14 protein-coding genes are annotated in these 17,317 nt (G+C 64.6%); 10 read left to right on the forward strand and 4 right to left on the reverse strand.

Features of this window, described 5'->3' with window-relative positions; all coding sequences use genetic code 11:
- The 8 genes from ACI3L3_RS04820 (at nt 1) to ACI3L3_RS04855 (ending at nt 10,575) form a co-directional block, all read left to right on the forward strand.
- Complete coding sequence (locus ACI3L3_RS04820; protein WP_404843956.1) at nt 1-975, forward strand: substrate-binding domain-containing protein; 975 nt, start codon at nt 1-3, stop codon at nt 973-975.
- Between the two features lie 15 nt (nt 976-990).
- A complete protein-coding gene (locus ACI3L3_RS04825; RefSeq protein ID WP_404843957.1) occupies nt 991-4,194 on the forward strand; it encodes an ATP-binding protein in 3,204 nt (1,067 codons plus the stop codon).
- Nucleotides 4,195-4,999: 805 nt separating this feature from the next.
- Complete coding sequence (locus ACI3L3_RS04830) at nt 5,000-6,397, forward strand: cobyrinate a,c-diamide synthase (protein ID WP_404843958.1); 1,398 nt, start codon at nt 5,000-5,002, stop codon at nt 6,395-6,397.
- 21 nt (nt 6,398-6,418) lie between these two features.
- Nucleotides 6,419-7,519 carry a cobalt-precorrin-5B (C(1))-methyltransferase gene (locus ACI3L3_RS04835; RefSeq protein ID WP_404843959.1) on the forward strand — a complete coding sequence of 367 codons (1,101 nt, stop codon included), beginning with the start codon at nt 6,419-6,421 and terminating at the stop codon, nt 7,517-7,519.
- On the forward strand, nt 7,516-8,733 hold the full coding sequence (cbiE, locus tag ACI3L3_RS04840) for a precorrin-6y C5,15-methyltransferase (decarboxylating) subunit CbiE (RefSeq protein WP_404843960.1): 1,218 nt from the start codon (nt 7,516-7,518) through the stop codon (nt 8,731-8,733). The genes ACI3L3_RS04835 and cbiE overlap by 4 nt, the downstream gene beginning before the upstream one ends.
- 2 nt (nt 8,734-8,735) lie before the next feature.
- Nucleotides 8,736-9,047 carry a helix-hairpin-helix domain-containing protein gene (locus tag ACI3L3_RS04845; protein ID WP_404843961.1) on the forward strand — a complete coding sequence of 104 codons (312 nt, stop codon included), beginning with the start codon at nt 8,736-8,738 and terminating at the stop codon, nt 9,045-9,047.
- Nucleotides 9,044-10,021: a biotin synthase BioB gene (bioB, locus tag ACI3L3_RS04850; protein WP_404843962.1), complete on the forward strand. Its 978-nt coding sequence runs from the start codon at nt 9,044-9,046 to the stop codon at nt 10,019-10,021. Before ACI3L3_RS04845 ends, bioB begins: the two co-directional genes overlap by 4 nt.
- The gene (locus ACI3L3_RS04855; protein ID WP_404843963.1) at nt 10,018-10,575 is read left to right on the forward strand and encodes a biotin transporter BioY; all 558 of its coding nucleotides are present in this window, start codon (nt 10,018-10,020) and stop codon (nt 10,573-10,575) included. Before bioB ends, ACI3L3_RS04855 begins: the two co-directional genes overlap by 4 nt.
- A 3-nt stretch (nt 10,576-10,578) precedes the next feature.
- On the opposite strand, the gene ACI3L3_RS04860 is transcribed toward ACI3L3_RS04855, so the two are convergent.
- From ACI3L3_RS04860 to ACI3L3_RS04875, 4 genes are read right to left on the reverse strand one after another with little or no spacing between them, the layout of a single operon-like run.
- The gene (locus ACI3L3_RS04860; protein WP_404843964.1) at nt 10,579-11,319 is read right to left on the reverse strand and encodes a PolC-type DNA polymerase III; all 741 of its coding nucleotides are present in this window, start codon (nt 11,317-11,319) and stop codon (nt 10,579-10,581) included.
- Nucleotides 11,320-11,332: 13 nt separating this feature from the next.
- On the reverse strand, nt 11,333-13,258 hold the full coding sequence (locus tag ACI3L3_RS04865; RefSeq protein ID WP_404843965.1) for a putative nucleotidyltransferase substrate binding domain-containing protein: 1,926 nt from the start codon (nt 13,256-13,258) through the stop codon (nt 11,333-11,335).
- A gap of 60 nt (nt 13,259-13,318) precedes the next feature.
- The gene (locus ACI3L3_RS04870; protein ID WP_404843966.1) at nt 13,319-15,094 is read right to left on the reverse strand and encodes a sodium:solute symporter family protein; all 1,776 of its coding nucleotides are present in this window, start codon (nt 15,092-15,094) and stop codon (nt 13,319-13,321) included.
- A gap of 42 nt (nt 15,095-15,136) precedes the next feature.
- Nucleotides 15,137-15,385: a DUF4212 domain-containing protein gene (locus ACI3L3_RS04875; RefSeq protein WP_404843967.1), complete on the reverse strand. Its 249-nt coding sequence runs from the start codon at nt 15,383-15,385 to the stop codon at nt 15,137-15,139.
- Between the two features lie 360 nt (nt 15,386-15,745).
- Here ACI3L3_RS04875 and ACI3L3_RS04880 point away from each other — a divergent pair, with 360 nt between their 5' ends.
- Both ACI3L3_RS04880 and mazG read left to right on the forward strand, forming a co-directional pair.
- On the forward strand, nt 15,746-16,378 hold the full coding sequence (locus tag ACI3L3_RS04880) for a CvpA family protein (RefSeq protein WP_404843968.1): 633 nt from the start codon (nt 15,746-15,748) through the stop codon (nt 16,376-16,378).
- 4 nt (nt 16,379-16,382) lie between these two features.
- Nucleotides 16,383-17,234, forward strand: a complete 852-nt coding sequence (mazG, locus tag ACI3L3_RS04885) for a nucleoside triphosphate pyrophosphohydrolase (protein WP_404843969.1) — start codon at nt 16,383-16,385, stop codon at nt 17,232-17,234.
- The last annotated feature ends 83 nt before the right edge of the window (nt 17,235-17,317 follow it).

The following is a 17,317-nucleotide window of genomic DNA, read 5'->3' on the forward strand; positions in this document are numbered from 1 at the left end:
ATGCCACACACTGCGCCCAAAACAGCCAGCGTTTCCTGCGGCCTTGCGGCCCTTGCCACCTGCCTACTTGTTCTCCTCAGCCTTGCCCCGGCGCAGGCCAAGGAGCCGACAATCTTTCTCATCAGCCATGCCGGTGCGGGCGATCCCTTCTGGGGTATTGAGTTCAAGGGCGCGCGCGACGCCGCACAGCGCCTCGGCGTTGACCTGCACATTCTTGCCCCGGAATTTCCCAACGACATCATGCGCCAGCGCGAACTGCTGGAGCAGGCCATCCTTGCCGAACCTGACGGCATTGCCACCACCCTCTCGCACCCAACGGCCTTCACCCCCTCGCTCAAAGCGGCCAAACAACGCGGCATTCCCGTTGTCATCTTCAACTCCATCCCCACGGAAGTGGACCGGACAACAACGCCCTTCCTCGCCTATATCGGCATGAACGACTTCACCGCAGGGCAGCGGGCGGCGCGGCAGGCGCTGGCCTCCGGCAAGCTCACGGGGCGGGTCTGCGTTGCCGCGCAGCAGTTTGGCGTGCCGGGCATTATGGCGCGCCTGCGCGGGCTGCGCTCCATCTTGGAGCCCAAAGGCCTCAATGTGGACGTTGTGGACATGACCGCCGACCCGGCGCTGGCCGTCTCCGCCATGCGCAACTATCTGGAGCGGCACAAGGACGTCTCGGCCCTGTTCAGCCTTGGGCCGGTGGTGACCCACGCCCTCGTCGGCCTGCTGCAGGAGCGGCGCGACCTGTATGTTGGCTGCTTTGACCTGTCGCCACTAACGGTGCAGCTCATCGAAGCGGGCGTTGTGGCGTTTACCATTGATCAGCAGCCCTACATGCAGAGCTTTATGGCCGTAACGCTGCTCAACCTTGCGGCGCGTTACGCCCTGACCCCAACGGACATCAACACCGGTGTCGGCATTGTGGACAAAACCAACGTACAAGCGGTTCAGGACCTTGCCCGGCAGGGCATCCGCTAGACGGAGAACAGCGCAGTGAGACCCCTTCGCCGCTCCCTTCGGATGAAGCTCCTCGTCCTGGCATTTTTGCCAGCGCTTGCCGTTGCGCTTTTTGGCGGGAGCATGTCCACCCTCGTGCTGCTGAAGGAGGACCGCAAAACCACGCGCAAGGACCTGCAAACACAACTGGAGACCGTCAACAGAAGCCTGCAGTCCCTGCGGCAAAACATGCAGGGCACCCTCCAGCTTCAAGTCAGTGACAGAAGCCTTATCTACCGCGCCCGCTCGGCCTATGAACTGGATAAAAGCAACACCGACGTCCTGCTGGACCTGTATCTGAGCATTGTTCGTTCGCTCCAAACCGTTGGCCGGGCCAAGCTGTACGACCTTGTGGCCCTCTACACACCGGACGGACTGCGCGGTTACGCCACACAGGACACCTTGCGCCTTGTGGTGCACCAACAGGAAGGGCCGGTGCACTACGCACCGCTGAACCCCTCGGCCTATATCCGCTTTACCCGCGAGCGGTGGAAGCCCGTCCCCGCCACCAGCGACCTGCCGCACCATCTGTCCATACCCGTGGGGATGCATGTGGACTGGACAGTCCAGCCCAGCGGGCTTGTGCTCGAAGCTGTCGCCCCCATCACCGCCCCTGTTCTGGACCCAGAGACGCTCCAGGAGCACACGGCCACCCTCGGGGCCATCCTGCTACACCGCCACATCACCGACGATTGGCTTGCGGAGCAAAGATCCTTTCAGGGCAATGCCTCGGCCATCTTTGCCACCAACGGTACCCTGCTCGCCTCCAACGCGCCCTATATCCTCATGGACGGCATGCTCCCCAGCACGGCAGGCCCGGACGCCATGGTTGAAACCTCGGCGGCGGGCACCCCCTTCTACGCGCTGGCCACCGCCCTGCGGAATCAGGACATCCCAGCGGCGCGCCTTGCCACGCTGGCCTCACGCACGGCGCTGTCCAAGCGCTCACAGGCCGTCATCCTTCTGGAATTCACAGGCCTTGGCATCGGCCTTGTCCTCGCCATGATTCTCGCCATCGCCGCCGGCCGCGCCGTGACCAAGCCGCTGGCCACCATCAGCCGCCAAATGACGGAAATCGCCCAAACGCAAGACTTTACGCGCACGGTTGCCGTCACCTCGCGCGATGAATTGGGCACCCTTGCCTCGGCCTTCAACAACATGGCCACCCGCCTGGACAACGCCTACAAGGCGCTCATGCGCTCGCGCAATGAACTGGAGGAGCGCGTGCAGGCCCGCACGCAGGAACTCAGCCTTGCCAACGAGAAGTTGCAAGACGAAATCGCCCAGCGCAAAAGAACCGCCGACGCCCTGCTCATCGCCAAGGATGCCGCGGAACAGGCCGCACAGGCCAAGGCCAACTTTCTTGCCAACATCAGTCATGAGATTCGCACCCCGCTCAACGCCATCATCGGCATGGGGCACCTGCTGCAAAAGACCGAACTCTCGGACAAGCAGCAGGACTATCTGGAAAAGATGCACTCCTCTGCCCTGCACCTGTTGCGGCTGGTGGAGGATATTCTGGACTTTTCCCGCCTTGAGAGTCAGGCCATGGAACTCGATTCAGTGCCCTTTGCTCTGGACGACATCATCCGTGGCCTGAGTGCGACATCAACGCCCAAGGCGCAGGACAAGGAACTGGACCTCGTCTTTGACATTCCGCCGGACCTGCCCCTCGACCTTGTGGGCGACCCCATCAAGCTGGCGCAGATTCTGGACGCGGTCATGGACAACGCCATCAAATTCACCGAGGAAGGCGAAGTTGTCTTTGCCATCGCGGTGGAGCAGGACGAAGGAGAGACCGTCACCCTCCGCTTTAGCGTTACGGACACAGGAATTGGCATCGACAAACAGCGCATTGACGAGGCCTTTGTACCCTTCTCGCAGGCCGATGAAACCGCCACCCGCAGACACGGCGGCACCGGCCTTGGTCTGGCGCTCTGCGCGCGGCTGGTGGACGTCATGGGCGGCTCCATCACGCTGGACTCCGCCCCGGCGGAAGGGACCACCGTCACCCTGACGCTCTCCTTGGCGCGCAACACCGCACCAATCCGGACGCGCCAGCATGCGCCCCTGCCGGACTCCGCGCCAAGCCGCATCCTTGTGGTGGACGACAGCCCAACCGCGCGTGAGATTCTGCGGCAAATGCTCTCGCACCTGAGCATTGAAACGCATGAGGCGGTGGACGGCTCTGCGGCGGTAACCGCCGCCGCCAAAGCCGCGCAGGAGGGCCAGCCCTATGACGCCATCATCATGGACTGGGCCATGCCCGTGATGGACGGCCTTGACGCCACACGCGCCATCCGCACCCATCCCGGTGTTTCGCCGCACACGGCCATCATCATGGCTTCAGCCTTCCCGCAGAATGTTCTGCATGATCGCGCGCCGGACATCGACTTTGACGCCGTGCTCACCAAGCCCATCACTGCGGACTCCCTTGTGGCAGCGCTGTCGCGGATTTTGCCCACAGCGCCCAGTGCGGCCCCCGCGCCGCCCGCGCCAGACGACAGCGCGCGCCCCCGCCGCGTGGACGGCGGCGACGCCCTGCCCACCAGCATCCCCGGCGTGGACATGCGCGAAGGACTGCGCCGCGCGGCAGGCGACCGAACGCTGTACCACTCCCTTCTTGCCCGGCTGGTGAAAGACTTTTCCGGCATTGACGCCACCCTCAGGCCGCTCCTCGAACAGGACCGGTTCAGTGAGGCGCGCATGGTCTTGCAGTCCCTCATCGGCATGGCCGAAAACGTCGTGGCAACGGACGTGCAGCAGGCCGCCGCCGCGCTGGACGCCGCGCTTCAGGCGCAGCACAAGGCCACAGACCGTATCCGTGACATCGACGCCGCCCTGCGCGACATCAAGAGCGCACTGGACCAGGACGCCCAAAAGGAGCCACCCGGAAAAGCTCCCGTCCCCGCAGAAAATGCAGACGCCCTCGGCGCCACCCAAGAGGAGGGCCGCCCCACCCGGCGCGACACCACATCCACGCGTCTGCTGGCCCTGCTGGAGCGGGCAGAACATCTGGCTCATCGCGGCGACAACGAAGGCATACGCACCCTGCTGGGCGATGTGACGCCAACCACCTTCCCGCCCCTGCTCCAGCCCCTTGGCGACACCTTTGTCACCCAACTGCAAAACGGGCACTACGACGCCGCGCTGGATACGGCCAAGGAAATCGCGGCGTGGCTGGCCACCAACCGCCCCTGAGCAAAGCCGCCACGCCCCAGACCCAGGAGCAGGGCTAGGCGGATTTCGCCCAAAATACACCGCCCAAGCCCTCCGCAAAAACCGGAACCACGTCCACCACCAGCGGAAAATGCCCTCAAGGAAAGAAAATTGCGCCTAGGGGCTTGACGAACCGCCCAATCATATGTCAGTCAGCCGACACATTGTGCGGCGCTCCAGTTTAACAGCAACTGCGGTCGCATGTTTTCCATAGATCCATTCCATCCCGGCACGCGATGCCACTGGGCCGATGCGGCATGAAGCACCCTCCCGGCCTTGGCGCGGAAGAACAACCATTCCAATGGCAGAGCCCCCGCAGCAGTAGGCATGCTGCGCACGAGCCATCTTCCACGACACCACATTGCCAGCATCACCTGCCGGAGACGGAGACAGCGAGGGCGCGTCTGCGCGGACGACGCCCCGCATGCCGGAACGAAGCCGCAGGCCCACAGGGCCGTCAAGCGGGCGGCTTCGCAGACAACAGGCACCTCCGACATGGCACACATTGTTGAGCTCCTACCTCCAGTAGCAGTGCAGAACCATGTCATGGGGCGGCGGCTCCTCCACCCGGCCGCCGCCCTTTTTCCATCCCGCTTCACGGGAAACTCGGGAAACGCAGTAGCCATTTCGCATCATTTCCCTACCAAGCGGACCAAAGCCATCCCTGCGGCTTTGGTCCGCTTGTTTTTTTGCCCGCCGCCTTGCCCTTTTCGTGCGCCGCATGTTCCGATATATCCAGTGCGGACGCTCTCGTTTCTTCCACATTTCCACGGACGCAGGACGGATTATGCCCACCAGAACCATCGTCGTTGCCGGCACCCACAGCGGATGCGGCAAAACCACGGCCAGCCTCGGCCTTATGGCCGCCCTTGTGCGGCGCGGGCTCACCGTGCAGGCCTTCAAATGCGGGCCGGACTTCATCGATCCCGGCCACCACGAGCGCATCACAGGACGCCCCAGCCACAACCTCGACGGCTGGATGATGGGGCACGACGCCGTGCAGGACGTCTTTGCGCGCGAGGCCGCAGATGCCGACGTCGCTGTGGTGGAAGGCGTCATGGGCCTTTATGACGGCCGTACCGGCACCGGCGAGGACGGCAGCACCGCGCAAATCGCCAAATGGCTTGGCGCGCCGGTGGTGCTGGTGGCCGATGCGCGCTCCATGGCGCGCTCCGCCGCCGCCCTTGTCACCGGCTACACCGCCTTTGACCCGGACATCGACTTTGCGGGCATCCTGCTGAACCGCGTTGGCAGCGACAACCACGCCCAGCTCCTTGACGACGCACTGCGCGGCCTGCCAGACCACCTTGGCGGTCAGCCGCCTCTGCTTGGCCTGCTCCGCCGCCGCGAGGGCCTTGAACTGCCCTCGCGCCACCTTGGGCTTGTGACCGCGCAGGACCATCACCTGCCCGAAGACACCGTGACCCAGTTGGCGCAGTGGATGGAGGATGGCTGCCACCTTGGCCGCCTGCTGGACCGCAGTCCCGAGCGCCACCTGACGCCCACGGCCCCGTCCACGCTGGCGGAAAAGCCCGTGCGCATCGCCGTAGCCCGCGACGAGGCGTTCTGCTTCTACTACCACGAGAACCTGCGCCAGCTTGAGGCCGCAGGCGCGCGGCTCGTCTTCTTCTCCCCCTTGCGCGACGCCGCCCTGCCCCCGGACATTGGCGGCCTGTACCTTGGCGGCGGCTATCCCGAACTGCACGCCGACCGCCTGTCGGGCAACGTCGCCATGCGCGCCGCCGTGCGCGGATTCAGCGAGGCTAATGGCCCGGTGTACGCCGAATGCGGAGGCTTTATGTACCTGATGCGGGGCATCACCACCGCCGAGGGCGCAGAGCACCCCATGGTGGGCGTCTTTCCCATGCATGCGGCCATGGACAAACGCTTTCGCGCGCTGGGCTACCGCGAGGCCGTCACCACCGCGCCCACCTTTTTCGGCCCGGAATGGACCATGCTGCGCGGGCACGAGTTCCACTACTCCTCGCCCTGCGCGCTGGACGCGGACGTCCCCGCCGTTTACAAAGTCATGGACCGGCGCGGCTGGACCGGCGCCAAGGAAGGCTTTGCCCAGCGCCAGACCCTTGCCTCGTACATCCACGTGCACTTTGCCTCCAACCCCGACGCGGCCCGCGCCTTTGTGGACGCCGCCCGCGCTCACAACGCCCAGAGTGCGGCAGAATAACGCCGCGTCGCGGCCACCATCATGACCACACATCTCCGAGAAGGCTTCACCACAGGAACCGCCGCCGCAGCCGCGGCCAAGGCGGGCGTCCTCGCCCTTGTGGGCGGCTGGCGCGGGGCCGTCATGGACACCCCCACCCCACGCGCCGGACGCCTGAGCATTCCCATCGCGGCCCTTGAGCCAGAAGGTGACGCCATCCGCGTCAGCGTCACCAAGGACGGCGGCGACGACCCTGACGCCACCCACGGGGCCACCATCTGCGCCCTTGTGCGTCTGCTGCCGGATGGCCCGCGCGGCGAGGTGCGCCTTGAGGGCGGCACCGGCGTTGGGCGCGTCACCTTGCCCGGCCTGCCCATCCCGCCCGGACAAGCCGCCATCAACCCCGCCCCGCGCCAGCAGATTGCAGACGCCGTGCGCGAGGCCATGGATGAAACGAACTTTTGCGGCGCGGTGGACGTGACCATAGAAGTCCCGGGCGGCGAGGCCATTGCCGCCCACACCATGAACGGCCGCCTTGGCATTGTTGGCGGCATCTCCATCCTTGGCACGCGCGGCACGGTAAGGCCCTACAGCCACGAATCCTACGAAGCCAGCATCAATCAGGCCCTCAGCGTTGCCCGCGCGGCAGGGCATCACACCATCGCCCTGTCCACCGGCGGACGCACGGAGCGTCTGTTGCTGACGGACCGCCCGGAGATTCCCCGCATCGCCAGCGTGCAGATTGCAGACTTTTTCGCCAGCTCCCTGCGCGGCGCGCGCCAGTACGGCATGACGCGCGTCGTCATCGGCTGCTTTTTCGGCAAGCTGGTCAAAATGGCGCAGGGCTACGAATACACCCACGCCAAGGACAACCGCATCGATTTCGACCTGCTGGCCAAGTGGTGCCGGCAGGCCGGGGCGCAGCCCGGCCACGCCCGAGATATCGCCGGCGCAAACACCGCGCGCCACGCTCTGGAAATTCTCGTGAACGATGCCCATAAAAATGCTATTGTTACGGCAATCGCTCACCGCGCGCTGCGCGCTGCCCTTTCCCTTGCCGGGCCGGGCATCCGCATCGACTACCACGTCTACGACTTCGACAGCACGCGCCTTTGCCACGTCACATCGGAGGACGCATCATGACCATTCATATCATCGGCCTCGGTCAGGACCCGGACAACCTTCCCGACGACACCCGGACCCTGCTGGACCACGCACAGGTGCTGGTGGGCGGCCGCGCCCTGCTGGAGCACTTTGACGGCCACCCCGCCGAAAAGCTGCCCATCACCGCCCCGCTGGAGGACGTGTACGCCACCATGGCCGCGCGACAGGCCGACGGGCTTGAAGTTGTCGTCCTTGCCGACGGCGACCCGCTCTTTTTCGGCATCGGCACCTCGCTCATCGAGCGCTTTGGGCCGGAGGACGTGCGCATCTATCCCAACGTCACCACCCTGCAGGCCGCGGCGGCGCGCCTGAAGATTCCGTGGCAGGGCATCCGCACCGTGTCCCTGCATGGCCGAAACGACTATCGCCCCATGTTCAGCGCCCTGCTTGAAGCCCGCTGGGTGGCGGTGTTTACGGACAACCGCAACATCCCCTCGGCCATTGCCCAGAGCATTCTGGACAAAAGCGGCGAAACCCACTGCATGTGGGTGCTGGAAGACCTGGAAAGCGACAAGGAACGCATCGGCAAGTACACCCTGGAAGAGGCCCGGAAAAAGAGCTTTTCCCCGCGAAACCTCGTACTGCTGGAGCGCGTGGCCGAACCGCAAATCCCCCTCGGCCTCGGCACCCCGGACGATCTGTTCATGCGCGAAAAGAACCTCATCACCAAAGGCCCGGCCCGCGCCGTGGGCATTGCGGCCCTGCGCCTGCGTCCGGACTCCGTGATGTGGGACCTTGGCGCAGGCTGCGGCGCCATCGGCATTGAGGCCTCCAGCCTCACCACGCGCGGCAACGTTATCGCCGTGGAAAAAAACGCCAACCGTGTCGCCATGATCCGCGAGAACATCCGCCGCACCGGCGCGTACCTTGTGGACGTGGTGCACGGCTCCATGCCCGGATGCCTTGCCGACCTGCCAACGCCGGACCGCATCTTCATCGGCGGCGGCCTTGCCGGGGACGCGGACACCGTGCTGGACATCGTGTGCAAGCGCCTGCGCCCGGGCGGACGCCTTGTGGCCCACGCCGTGCTGCTGGATACCCTCACCCGCGCGCGCCAGATTCTGGAGGAACACGACTGGCCCTACTCCGTCACACTCATACAAGGCGGCGAATCCGCGCCGCTGGCCGGGGACCTGCGCATTGCCGCGCAAAATCCCGTGTTCGCCCTCATCGCGGACAAGCCGCAGGAATAGCCGTGACGCGGCGCCATTTGTCATCCACCCCAAACCCGACTATACCGGTCCAAAAGGAAACCGCGCCGGACGTCTTCCGCATCATTCCCACCGTCGGCCCCCGGCTGGCAGAGGTTTTTATGGAATTGGGCTACGCGGAGATTGACGCCCTGCGCGGTGAAAACCCACAGGACATGTACGACAGGCTCATCAGCCAGCGCGGGGAGCACGTGGACCGCTGCGTGCTCTACGTCTTTCGCCTTGCGGTGTATTACGCCGAAGGCGGACGCGACCCGCAGCGCCTGCGCTGGTGGGACTGGAAGGATACCCCGTGACCCATCATTTTACGCGCCTTGCCGACGACGTCCTCGGCGGCAAGGCCCTCACTGACGACGACGTGCGCGCCATTGCGTGCGCAGCCGCAGAGGATGCCGCGCGCCTCCACGCCGAGGCCGTGCGCATCAAGGAGCGCGCCTTCGGCAAGGCCGTAGGCCTGTGCTCCATCATCAACGCCAAAAGCGGACGCTGTGGCGAGGACTGCCGCTTCTGCGCCCAATCCGCCCACCACGGCGTCAACAGCCCGGAATATCCCTTTGTGGGCGCGCAGCGCATCCTTGAGGCCGCCCGCGCCATGCAGGCCGCCGGCGCCTCGCGCTTTAGCATTGTCACCAGCGGCAAGGGCCTTTCCGAAGCGGACTTTGACGAAATGCTCCGCGCCGTGCGCGGCATCTGCGACCTTGGCCTGCGCGCCGACGCCAGCGTCGGCATCCTCACCGCGGACCAACTGGCCGCCCTGCGCGATGCAGGCCTGTCCGGCTACCACCACAATCTGGAGACGGCCCGCAGCTTCTTCCCCACCATCTGCACCACCCACAGCTACGACGAGGACGTGCAAACCGTGCGCGACGCCGTGGACGCGGGTCTTATGGTCTGCTGCGGCGGGCTCTTTGGCATGGGCGAAACATGGGAGCAGCGCGCGGAACTGGCGCGGACGCTGGCGGATCTTGGCGTGCATTCCGTGCCCGTCAACTTCCTGCACCCCATCCCTGGGACTCCCCTTGCCTCCCGCCCCCTGCTCAGCGCCGGGGAAGCGGCGGGCATCATCGCCCTGCTCCGGTTCATGCTGCCGGACAAGCATATCCGCATCTGCGGCGGCCGCCCCGCCGTGTTTGGCGAGGACCGTATGCGTCCCCTGCTGTGCGGGGCCAGCGGGCTGATGATTGGCGACTACCTAACCGTCCAAGGCAACGACGTTGCCGCCGACCGTGCGGACATGGACGCCCTCGGCCTGTGCCCGGAGCCTGCATGACGCACTCCGGACACAGCCTGCATGCACTGGAATCCCTGCACCGGCTGGTGTGGACGGCCATGTTCTCGGCAACCATCGCCGTGGGGGCGTATCTGCACTTCCCCATCGGGCCGATTCCCTTCTCCATGCAGCCGTTCTTTGTCTTTTTGGCGGGGTACGCCCTTGGTCCGGCCTACGGCGCGCTGAGTGTGGCGCTGTACCTTCTGGCGGGCATCATCGGCCTGCCGGTGTTTGCCGGGGGCAATGCGGGGTTTGCTTATCTGCTGGGACCGACAGGCGGCTACCTTGCGGCCTTTGTAGGCTCGGCGGCGCTGACGGGCATGGCCGGACGCCGTAATCCCATCCCATGGACGCACGCCGTTGTCTGGGGCGCCGCCGCACTGGTGGTGGCCTACGGCCTTGGCACGTGGCGTCTTGCCGCCGTGCTCAACATCTCCATGGAGCGCGCCGCCATGGTGGGCATAGCGCCGTTTATCCTTCCCGACGCCGTCAAAATCGTTGCGGCGGCGGCCTGCGCGCGCCACATGCAGCGGCGCGGCCTGCTGCGCCTGTAGCGCCTACAGATACCACCGCCAACTGCGCCCTGCGAGGTACACATCGCGCAGCGTTTCAATGCCGCCGGATTTCAGCTTCTTCACGAGGAAAAGAAAGAGGTAGGCCGTCTGCATGGCGTCGTAGAGGGCGTTGTGCTGGTCAAAGGCTGGCAGGCCGTAGGACGCGGACAAATCCCCCAGCTGGTACGACACGCGCGAGTCAAACTGGTCGTAGTAGTTTTCCCAGCACTCGCGCTCGTACACCTGCGCAAGGCGCATGGTGTCCACGCACGGAATGCGTAGCCGCCCGCCCAGAATATCGCGCGCCGCGCGGTTCAAAAACGACATATCCAGCCCGATGTTGTGCCCCACAAGCAGCGAATCGCCAAGGAACTCCATCAGCCGGGGAAAGGTCTGCCGCAGGCGCGGGGCGCCGCGCAGCATCTCGGGCGTGATGCGGTGCACCATGGTGGACACCTTGGGCACGCCGCCGCGCGGCGCCACCAGCGAATAAAAGCTGTCCGCCGTAATGGACAAATCGCGCACCTTCACCGCGCCAATGGACACAATCTCGTCCGTGCGCGGCGACAGGCCCGTCAGCTCCGTATCCAGCACCGTAAAGGTATAGTCCGTCAAAGGCCGGTCCTGATCCAGCCCCGCGTACCGCCTCCGGTGCTCGGCCAGCGGCCCGGACGCGCCAAGCCCCACAAGGCGCAACAGGCGCTCCCCAAGGCTCCGCCCGCGTGTGGCGGCAGGTGCCGTCATACCATCCTCCCTGTCAGGCGATGTTCAGCCGGAACACATCCCGAATAAAGCCCTGCAAGCCCGAAATCACGCCAAAGGCCTCCTTGAGGGTCTGCTTCTCAAGGTCCGTCAGCGCCGACGGGCGCACCCGGTTGTCCGGTTCGCGCTCCTCACGGATCTGGCGCATCTGGTGCACCAGCCTTAGCTGCATCAAAAATTCGTAGGCCTCCGTGGCCTCGGAGCACAGGTCCTGCGCCACATGCCCCTGCGCGCCGAGGGCGTGCAGGCGGTCCAGCGTGTTGGTGGCCGCAATGCCGTGGCGCAGGGAAAACAGCCGCGCAAAGTCCACAAAGGGCACCAGCCCGCGCTCCTTCAGGTCCAGCGTGTCCTTGTGCTCACCGTTTTTCTCCACAATGAAATTGCGGAAGAACGACAGCGGCGGGCGCGCGCCAAGGCAGTCCCGCGCCAAATGCCGCAAGAACACGGCCTCGCGCGGGGCGTGCAGGGTGATGTGCCGCCGCAGGCTCTCGCCAAGGTCCGCGCGCCCCCAGCCGGGGCGGAAGTCAAAGAAAATCGTGGCGTGGAGCACTTCCTGCGGTTCTGGGCGCAGCATCATCTCCTCAAAGAACTCCCGGAACACCGCAAAGGGCCGTCGCCAGCGCGGATTGGACGCCATCATCCCGCCGGGGCACGGCGGGTAGCCACAACGCCCCAAGTGGTCCCGCGCGGCCTCGGCAAAACGCGCCAGATACGCCTCGGCACTGGCGGCCTCGTCCGCGTTCTGCGGGTCGGTGTAGATGATGGCGTTGTCCTGATCGGTGTGGAAGGTCTGCTCGCGCCGCCCCTCGCTGCCCATGAGCATCCAGCAAAACGGCACCGGCGGCGGACCCATCTCGTCCTGCAGCATGGTCAGCAGCTTTTCCAGAATCAGGTCGTTCAGCACGGTAATCATGCGCGTAATGTTCCCGGCCTTGGCCCCCTCCTCAATAAGGGACCCCACCACCAACGGCACCTTTTGCGACAGGACATACAGCCCCTCAATGCGCCGCTGGGCCAATATCTCGCGGAACAGATACACCGGGGAGCGGCCCTGCAGCACCATGATGTCATGGGACGTCACCATCCCCACCACGCGCCCGTCTTCCTCCACGGCCAAGTGGTGAATCTGCGCCGCCATCATGCTGAGCAGCGCGTCAAAGCACACCGCGCGGTGGCTGGCCGTCACCAGCGGCGCGCTCATAATGCTCTCCACAGGCGCGGCTGGGTCCACACCCTCGGCCACACAGCGCCGCAGGTCCTTGTCCGTGACGATACCCACAGGCTCGCCGCCCTCGCCCTCGGTCACCAGTAGCGAGCCGATGCCGCCACGCAGCATGCGCCGCGCGGCGCGGCGGATACTCGCCCCCCGCTCCACCCCGCGCGGGGCGTGCTGAATCAGGTCGCCGATGCGGGTGGAAAACAAATACAACGGGCTGTCCGTACACAGGTCCGCATGCTGGCGGCGCAGTTCCGAAAACGCACGCGAGACATAATGCTCCGAAAGGCTGTGCAGGAAATGCCGGGCTATGGCCGGATGGGTCTCCACGAGCTGACGGAACACCGCCGCAGGCATCTTGAAGCAAAAGGTGTCCTCAATGGTGTCAGCCGTCAGGCTGGCCACACTCTCGCGGATAATGCCCAGCGCGCCCACGGTGCCCCCCTCGCCGCGGTAGTCCACCAGCTTGTCCCCGCCCTGCTCCTGCACCAAATACAGCCGAACGCCACCGCGCTGGATAATAAGCAAATGCTCCACCGCGCTCTCCCCTTGGGTGAGCAGTCTCGTGCCCTTGGGGTAGAAGTCGATGGAGCACTTGCGCGCCAGCTCCCGCAGGACGTCGTCGTCCAATTCAGAAAACGGCAGCGTCGCCCTCAGGAAGGGGATAATTTCCGACGGCTGGGCCGCGAACACGTCCCTGTGCATAGCGCCTCGCTTGCGGCGTTTTCGGCGCGCGGCGCGGGTGTGCGCCGCGCGCCGGATGGGCTAATGATCTATGGCCGAACCCGCTCCGCGCGGGGAGCGCACGTTCTCGACCAGTTCCTGCACCTCCTGCGGCGGCGGCGCGGTAATGGCGGAGACGCCAAGGGTCACGGCAAAGTTGATGAGCATACCAATCATGCCGATGCCCTCGGGGCTGATGCCAAACAGCCACCAGCCAACGCCGAGGAACTTGGTCTGCACGATGTAGAACATGGTAAACCCAATGCCCGCGATCATGCCGCAGATGGCGCCCTCGCGCGTGGTGCGCTTGGAGAAGATGCCAAGCACCAGCACCGGGAAGAAGCTGGACGCGCCAAGGCCAAAGGCCAGCGCCACAACCTGCGCCACAAATCCCGGCGGGTTGACGCCAAAGTACCCGGCCACACACACGGCCACACCAATCATGATGCGCCCGATGAGCAGGCGCTTCTTCTCCGAGGCCTTGCGGTTGATGATGCGGTAGTACAGGTCATGCGAAATGCTGGAGGCAATGACAAGCAACAGGCCCGAGGCTGTGGACAGCGCCGCGGCCAAACCGCCCGCCACCACAAGGGCGATGACCCACGGCGACAGCGCAGCAATTTCGGGATTCGCCAGCACCATGATGTCCCGGTCCACATACAGCTCGTTGGCGGACTCGGTCACCTGATTGGCCACCAGCCGCTGGCCATGGCTGCCCGCGCCGTCAATAAAGTTCGGCTTTCCGGCAAAGACCTTGCCCGCGCGGTACTGGATGAGGCCGTCGTCATTCTTATCCACCCACGCAATCAGTCCGGTCTGTTCCCACTTGGTAAACCACGAGGGCATCTGCACGTAGGGCGCATCATTCACAGTGCCAATCATGTTGTAGCGCGCAAAGGAGGCCACCGCAGGCGCCGTGGTATACAAAATGGCGATGAACAGCAGCGCGTACCCGGCAGACAGGCGCGCGGCGCGCACGCTGGGCACGGTGTAGAAGCGGATAATCACGTGGGGCAGGCCCGCCGTGCCCACCATCAGGGACATGGTCAGGGCAAACACGTCCAGCATGGACTTATTCCCCGCCCCAAAGGCCGAGGTATACTCCCGGAATCCAAGGTCTCGGCCAATGGTATCCAGCGTCTCCAGCAGGTACTTGCCCGCATCCGGGCCAGCCTGAATGGTGCTGCCAAAGCCAATCTGCGGGATGGCAACGCCCGTAATCTTGAGGGAAATCGCCACCGCCGGGATAAGAAACGCCACGATGAGCACGCAATACTGCGCCACCTGCGTGTAGGTGATGCCCTTCATGCCGCCCAGCCCGGCGTAGATGAACACGATGACCATGCCGATGAGCACGCCCGTGTTCACGTCCGTTTCCAAAAAGCGCGAGAACACGATGCCAACGCCGCGCATCTGCCCCGCCACATAGGTGAGGGAGACGAAAATGGCGCACACCAGCGCCACCACCCGCGCCGTGCGCGAGTAGTACCTGTCGCCCACAAAGTCCGGCACCGTAAACTTGCCAAACTTGCGCAGGTACGGGGCCAGCAGGAGCGCCAACAGCACATAACCGCCGGTCCAGCCCATGAGGTACACCGCGCCCGTGTAGCCCAAAAAGGAAATGAGTCCGGCCATGGAGATGAACGACGCCGCGCTCATCCAGTCCGCAGCCGTAGCCATGCCGTTGGCCAAAGGCGGCACGCCGCCCCCCGCCACATAAAAGCCCTTGGTATCCCGCACACGGGACATCCACGCAATGGTCAAGTACACCCCAAAGGTCACCCCAACCATGATATAGGTCCACACCTGAAGCGTCATCGCGCCCTCCGCATGGTTTCCGCACGCCACAGCAGGGGCGGGCTATTCATGAACGTCAAACGCCTTGTCCAAACGCCGCATCAGGAAGAAGTAGACGAAGATGAGAATCACAAAGACGTAGATGGCTCCCTGCTGGGCAAACCAAAACCCCAAGGGAAATCCGCCGATGCGGATGGCGTTGAGAGGCTCCACGAAGAGGATGCCGCACCCATAGGACACAACCGCCCAAATGCTGAGCAAAATGACCATGTACCTGAGGTTGCGCCGCCAATACTCCTGCCGTTTGTCCATAACGACCTCCTGTATCCCGCCGGCGGATGCCGGGGGGCGTCCACCGCGTGCGGGGTATGGATACTGTTTTGTTATACACCCGCCCGGCCCTTGCGGCACGTGCAAATCGGTGAACGGCGCACCCAGCGGCATGGAGAACAGGCCGCACGCCCGGCACGCCGCCTGCCCCGCATCTTGCGCCGCCCGCCCCCCAAAAGACGCATATCAACGTCCGGGACGTGCAACACCCCTATTCACCTTTGGACGCTGTTCTGGTAGGTAACGGAAAGATTTTTCCGGCGTCGCGGATGCACCGCCGCCCGCGCCGCCCCAGTGCCACACCGGACCGTCCGGTCCGCTCCAAAAAAGGAAATCCACTCCATGTTCAACTTTCTGGACATCATATTCATTGCCATTGCGGCCTATTTCTTTGTCCGGGGCGCGTTTCGCGGCCTTATCAAGGAAGTGGCGTCCACCCTTGGCCTTATACTCGCGTATTGGCTGGCCAACGCCCACAACGACATGCTGGTGGGCTTTTATTCCACATGGTTCAAAAGCCCGGGCCTGCTGCATTTTCTCTCCTACGTCACGCTGTTTGCCGGGGTGATGATTGGCGTCTCCATCGTGGCGTGGATGCTGGTGCGCATCTTCCGCATCATGCCCGTGCCGTGGCTGGACATTCCCGGCGGCGCGGCGGTCGGCTTTATCAAGGCCGGCGGGCTGTGCTGCATTATGCTGGTGGCGCTGGCATCCTTCATGCCCGGCTCCGACGTCACGCGCGAGTCCGCCATCGCGCCCTACCTACAGCGCGGCGTTGACACCCTGTCGCAGTTCACCCCGGACAAGATGCGCAACTTCGACCCCTCGGACCTGCGCGAACGCATGCAGCGCGAGCGCGAAAAGGCTCTGGATGATTTTCTGGAAGGGGCACGCTCCTCCGGCAAAAAGCTGGGCGAAAGCTCCCTCGAAATGCTCGACACCGTGAAAAGTTCCCTCAAGGAGGCCACAGAGTAGTACCATGCCCACCAATGCCGACGCACCAACCTCCACCACGCCTCTGACCACCGCCGAAGCGCTGGACAAACTCTCCGGCGTTATCGACAGCCTGCTTGGCGACAACGGCTGCCCCTGGGACAAGGAGCAGACCCCCTGGACCCTCACCGACTACATCCTTGAGGAGTCCTTTGAACTCGTGGAAGCCATCCGCAACGACGCCCCCGCGCATTCCACCGCCGAGACCACCAACGAAGTCATGGAGGAACTGGGCGACGTGGCCTTCCTGCTGGTCTTCGTGGCCGAGCTGTACCGCCGCGCCGGACATTTTTCGCTGGCGGACTCCTTTGATTACAGCGCCACCAAGATGATCCGCCGCCATCCGCACGTCTTTGAAGACCTGCACCTTGGCAGCAAAGACGAACTGCTCTCCAACTGGGAACGCATCAAGCGCCGCGAAAAGAACGGCGAGGGCGAAGCCCCAAAGCGTGTGTTCGATTCCCTGCCCAAGGGCCTGCCGCCTATGCTCAAGGCCTACCGCGTCAATTCCAAGGCCGCGCGCACCGGCTTTACGTGGGAGTCCGACGAGGACCAAAAGGCCCATCTGGACAGCGAATGGCAGGAATGGCTGGAGGCCGAAGCCTCCGGCGACAAGGAGCGCATGCAGGAAGAATTCGGCGACTACCTGTTTTCCCTCATCGAATACGGACGCCGCCACGGTCTCAAGGCCAACATGGCCCTTGAGGACGCCAACGTGAAGTTCCTGAACCGCTTCTGCGCCATTGAGGACGCCGCCCGAGACGGCGGCCGCGACATCGCGGACCTGAGCCTTGATGAAATGAACACCCTGTGGGAGCGCGTGAAGGCCAAAAAATAGGGCGTACGCCGCCCTGAGGGCTTGCCGCTTGCCTGCCCATTGCCCTTCACCATCCGCCTTTCCGGCCAGCGACGCTCCACGCG

The sequence above is a fragment of the Desulfobaculum sp. SPO524 genome (assembly GCF_044987625.1).
In the GTDB taxonomy this organism is placed as follows: Bacteria; Desulfobacterota; Desulfovibrionia; order Desulfovibrionales; family Desulfovibrionaceae; genus Desulfobaculum.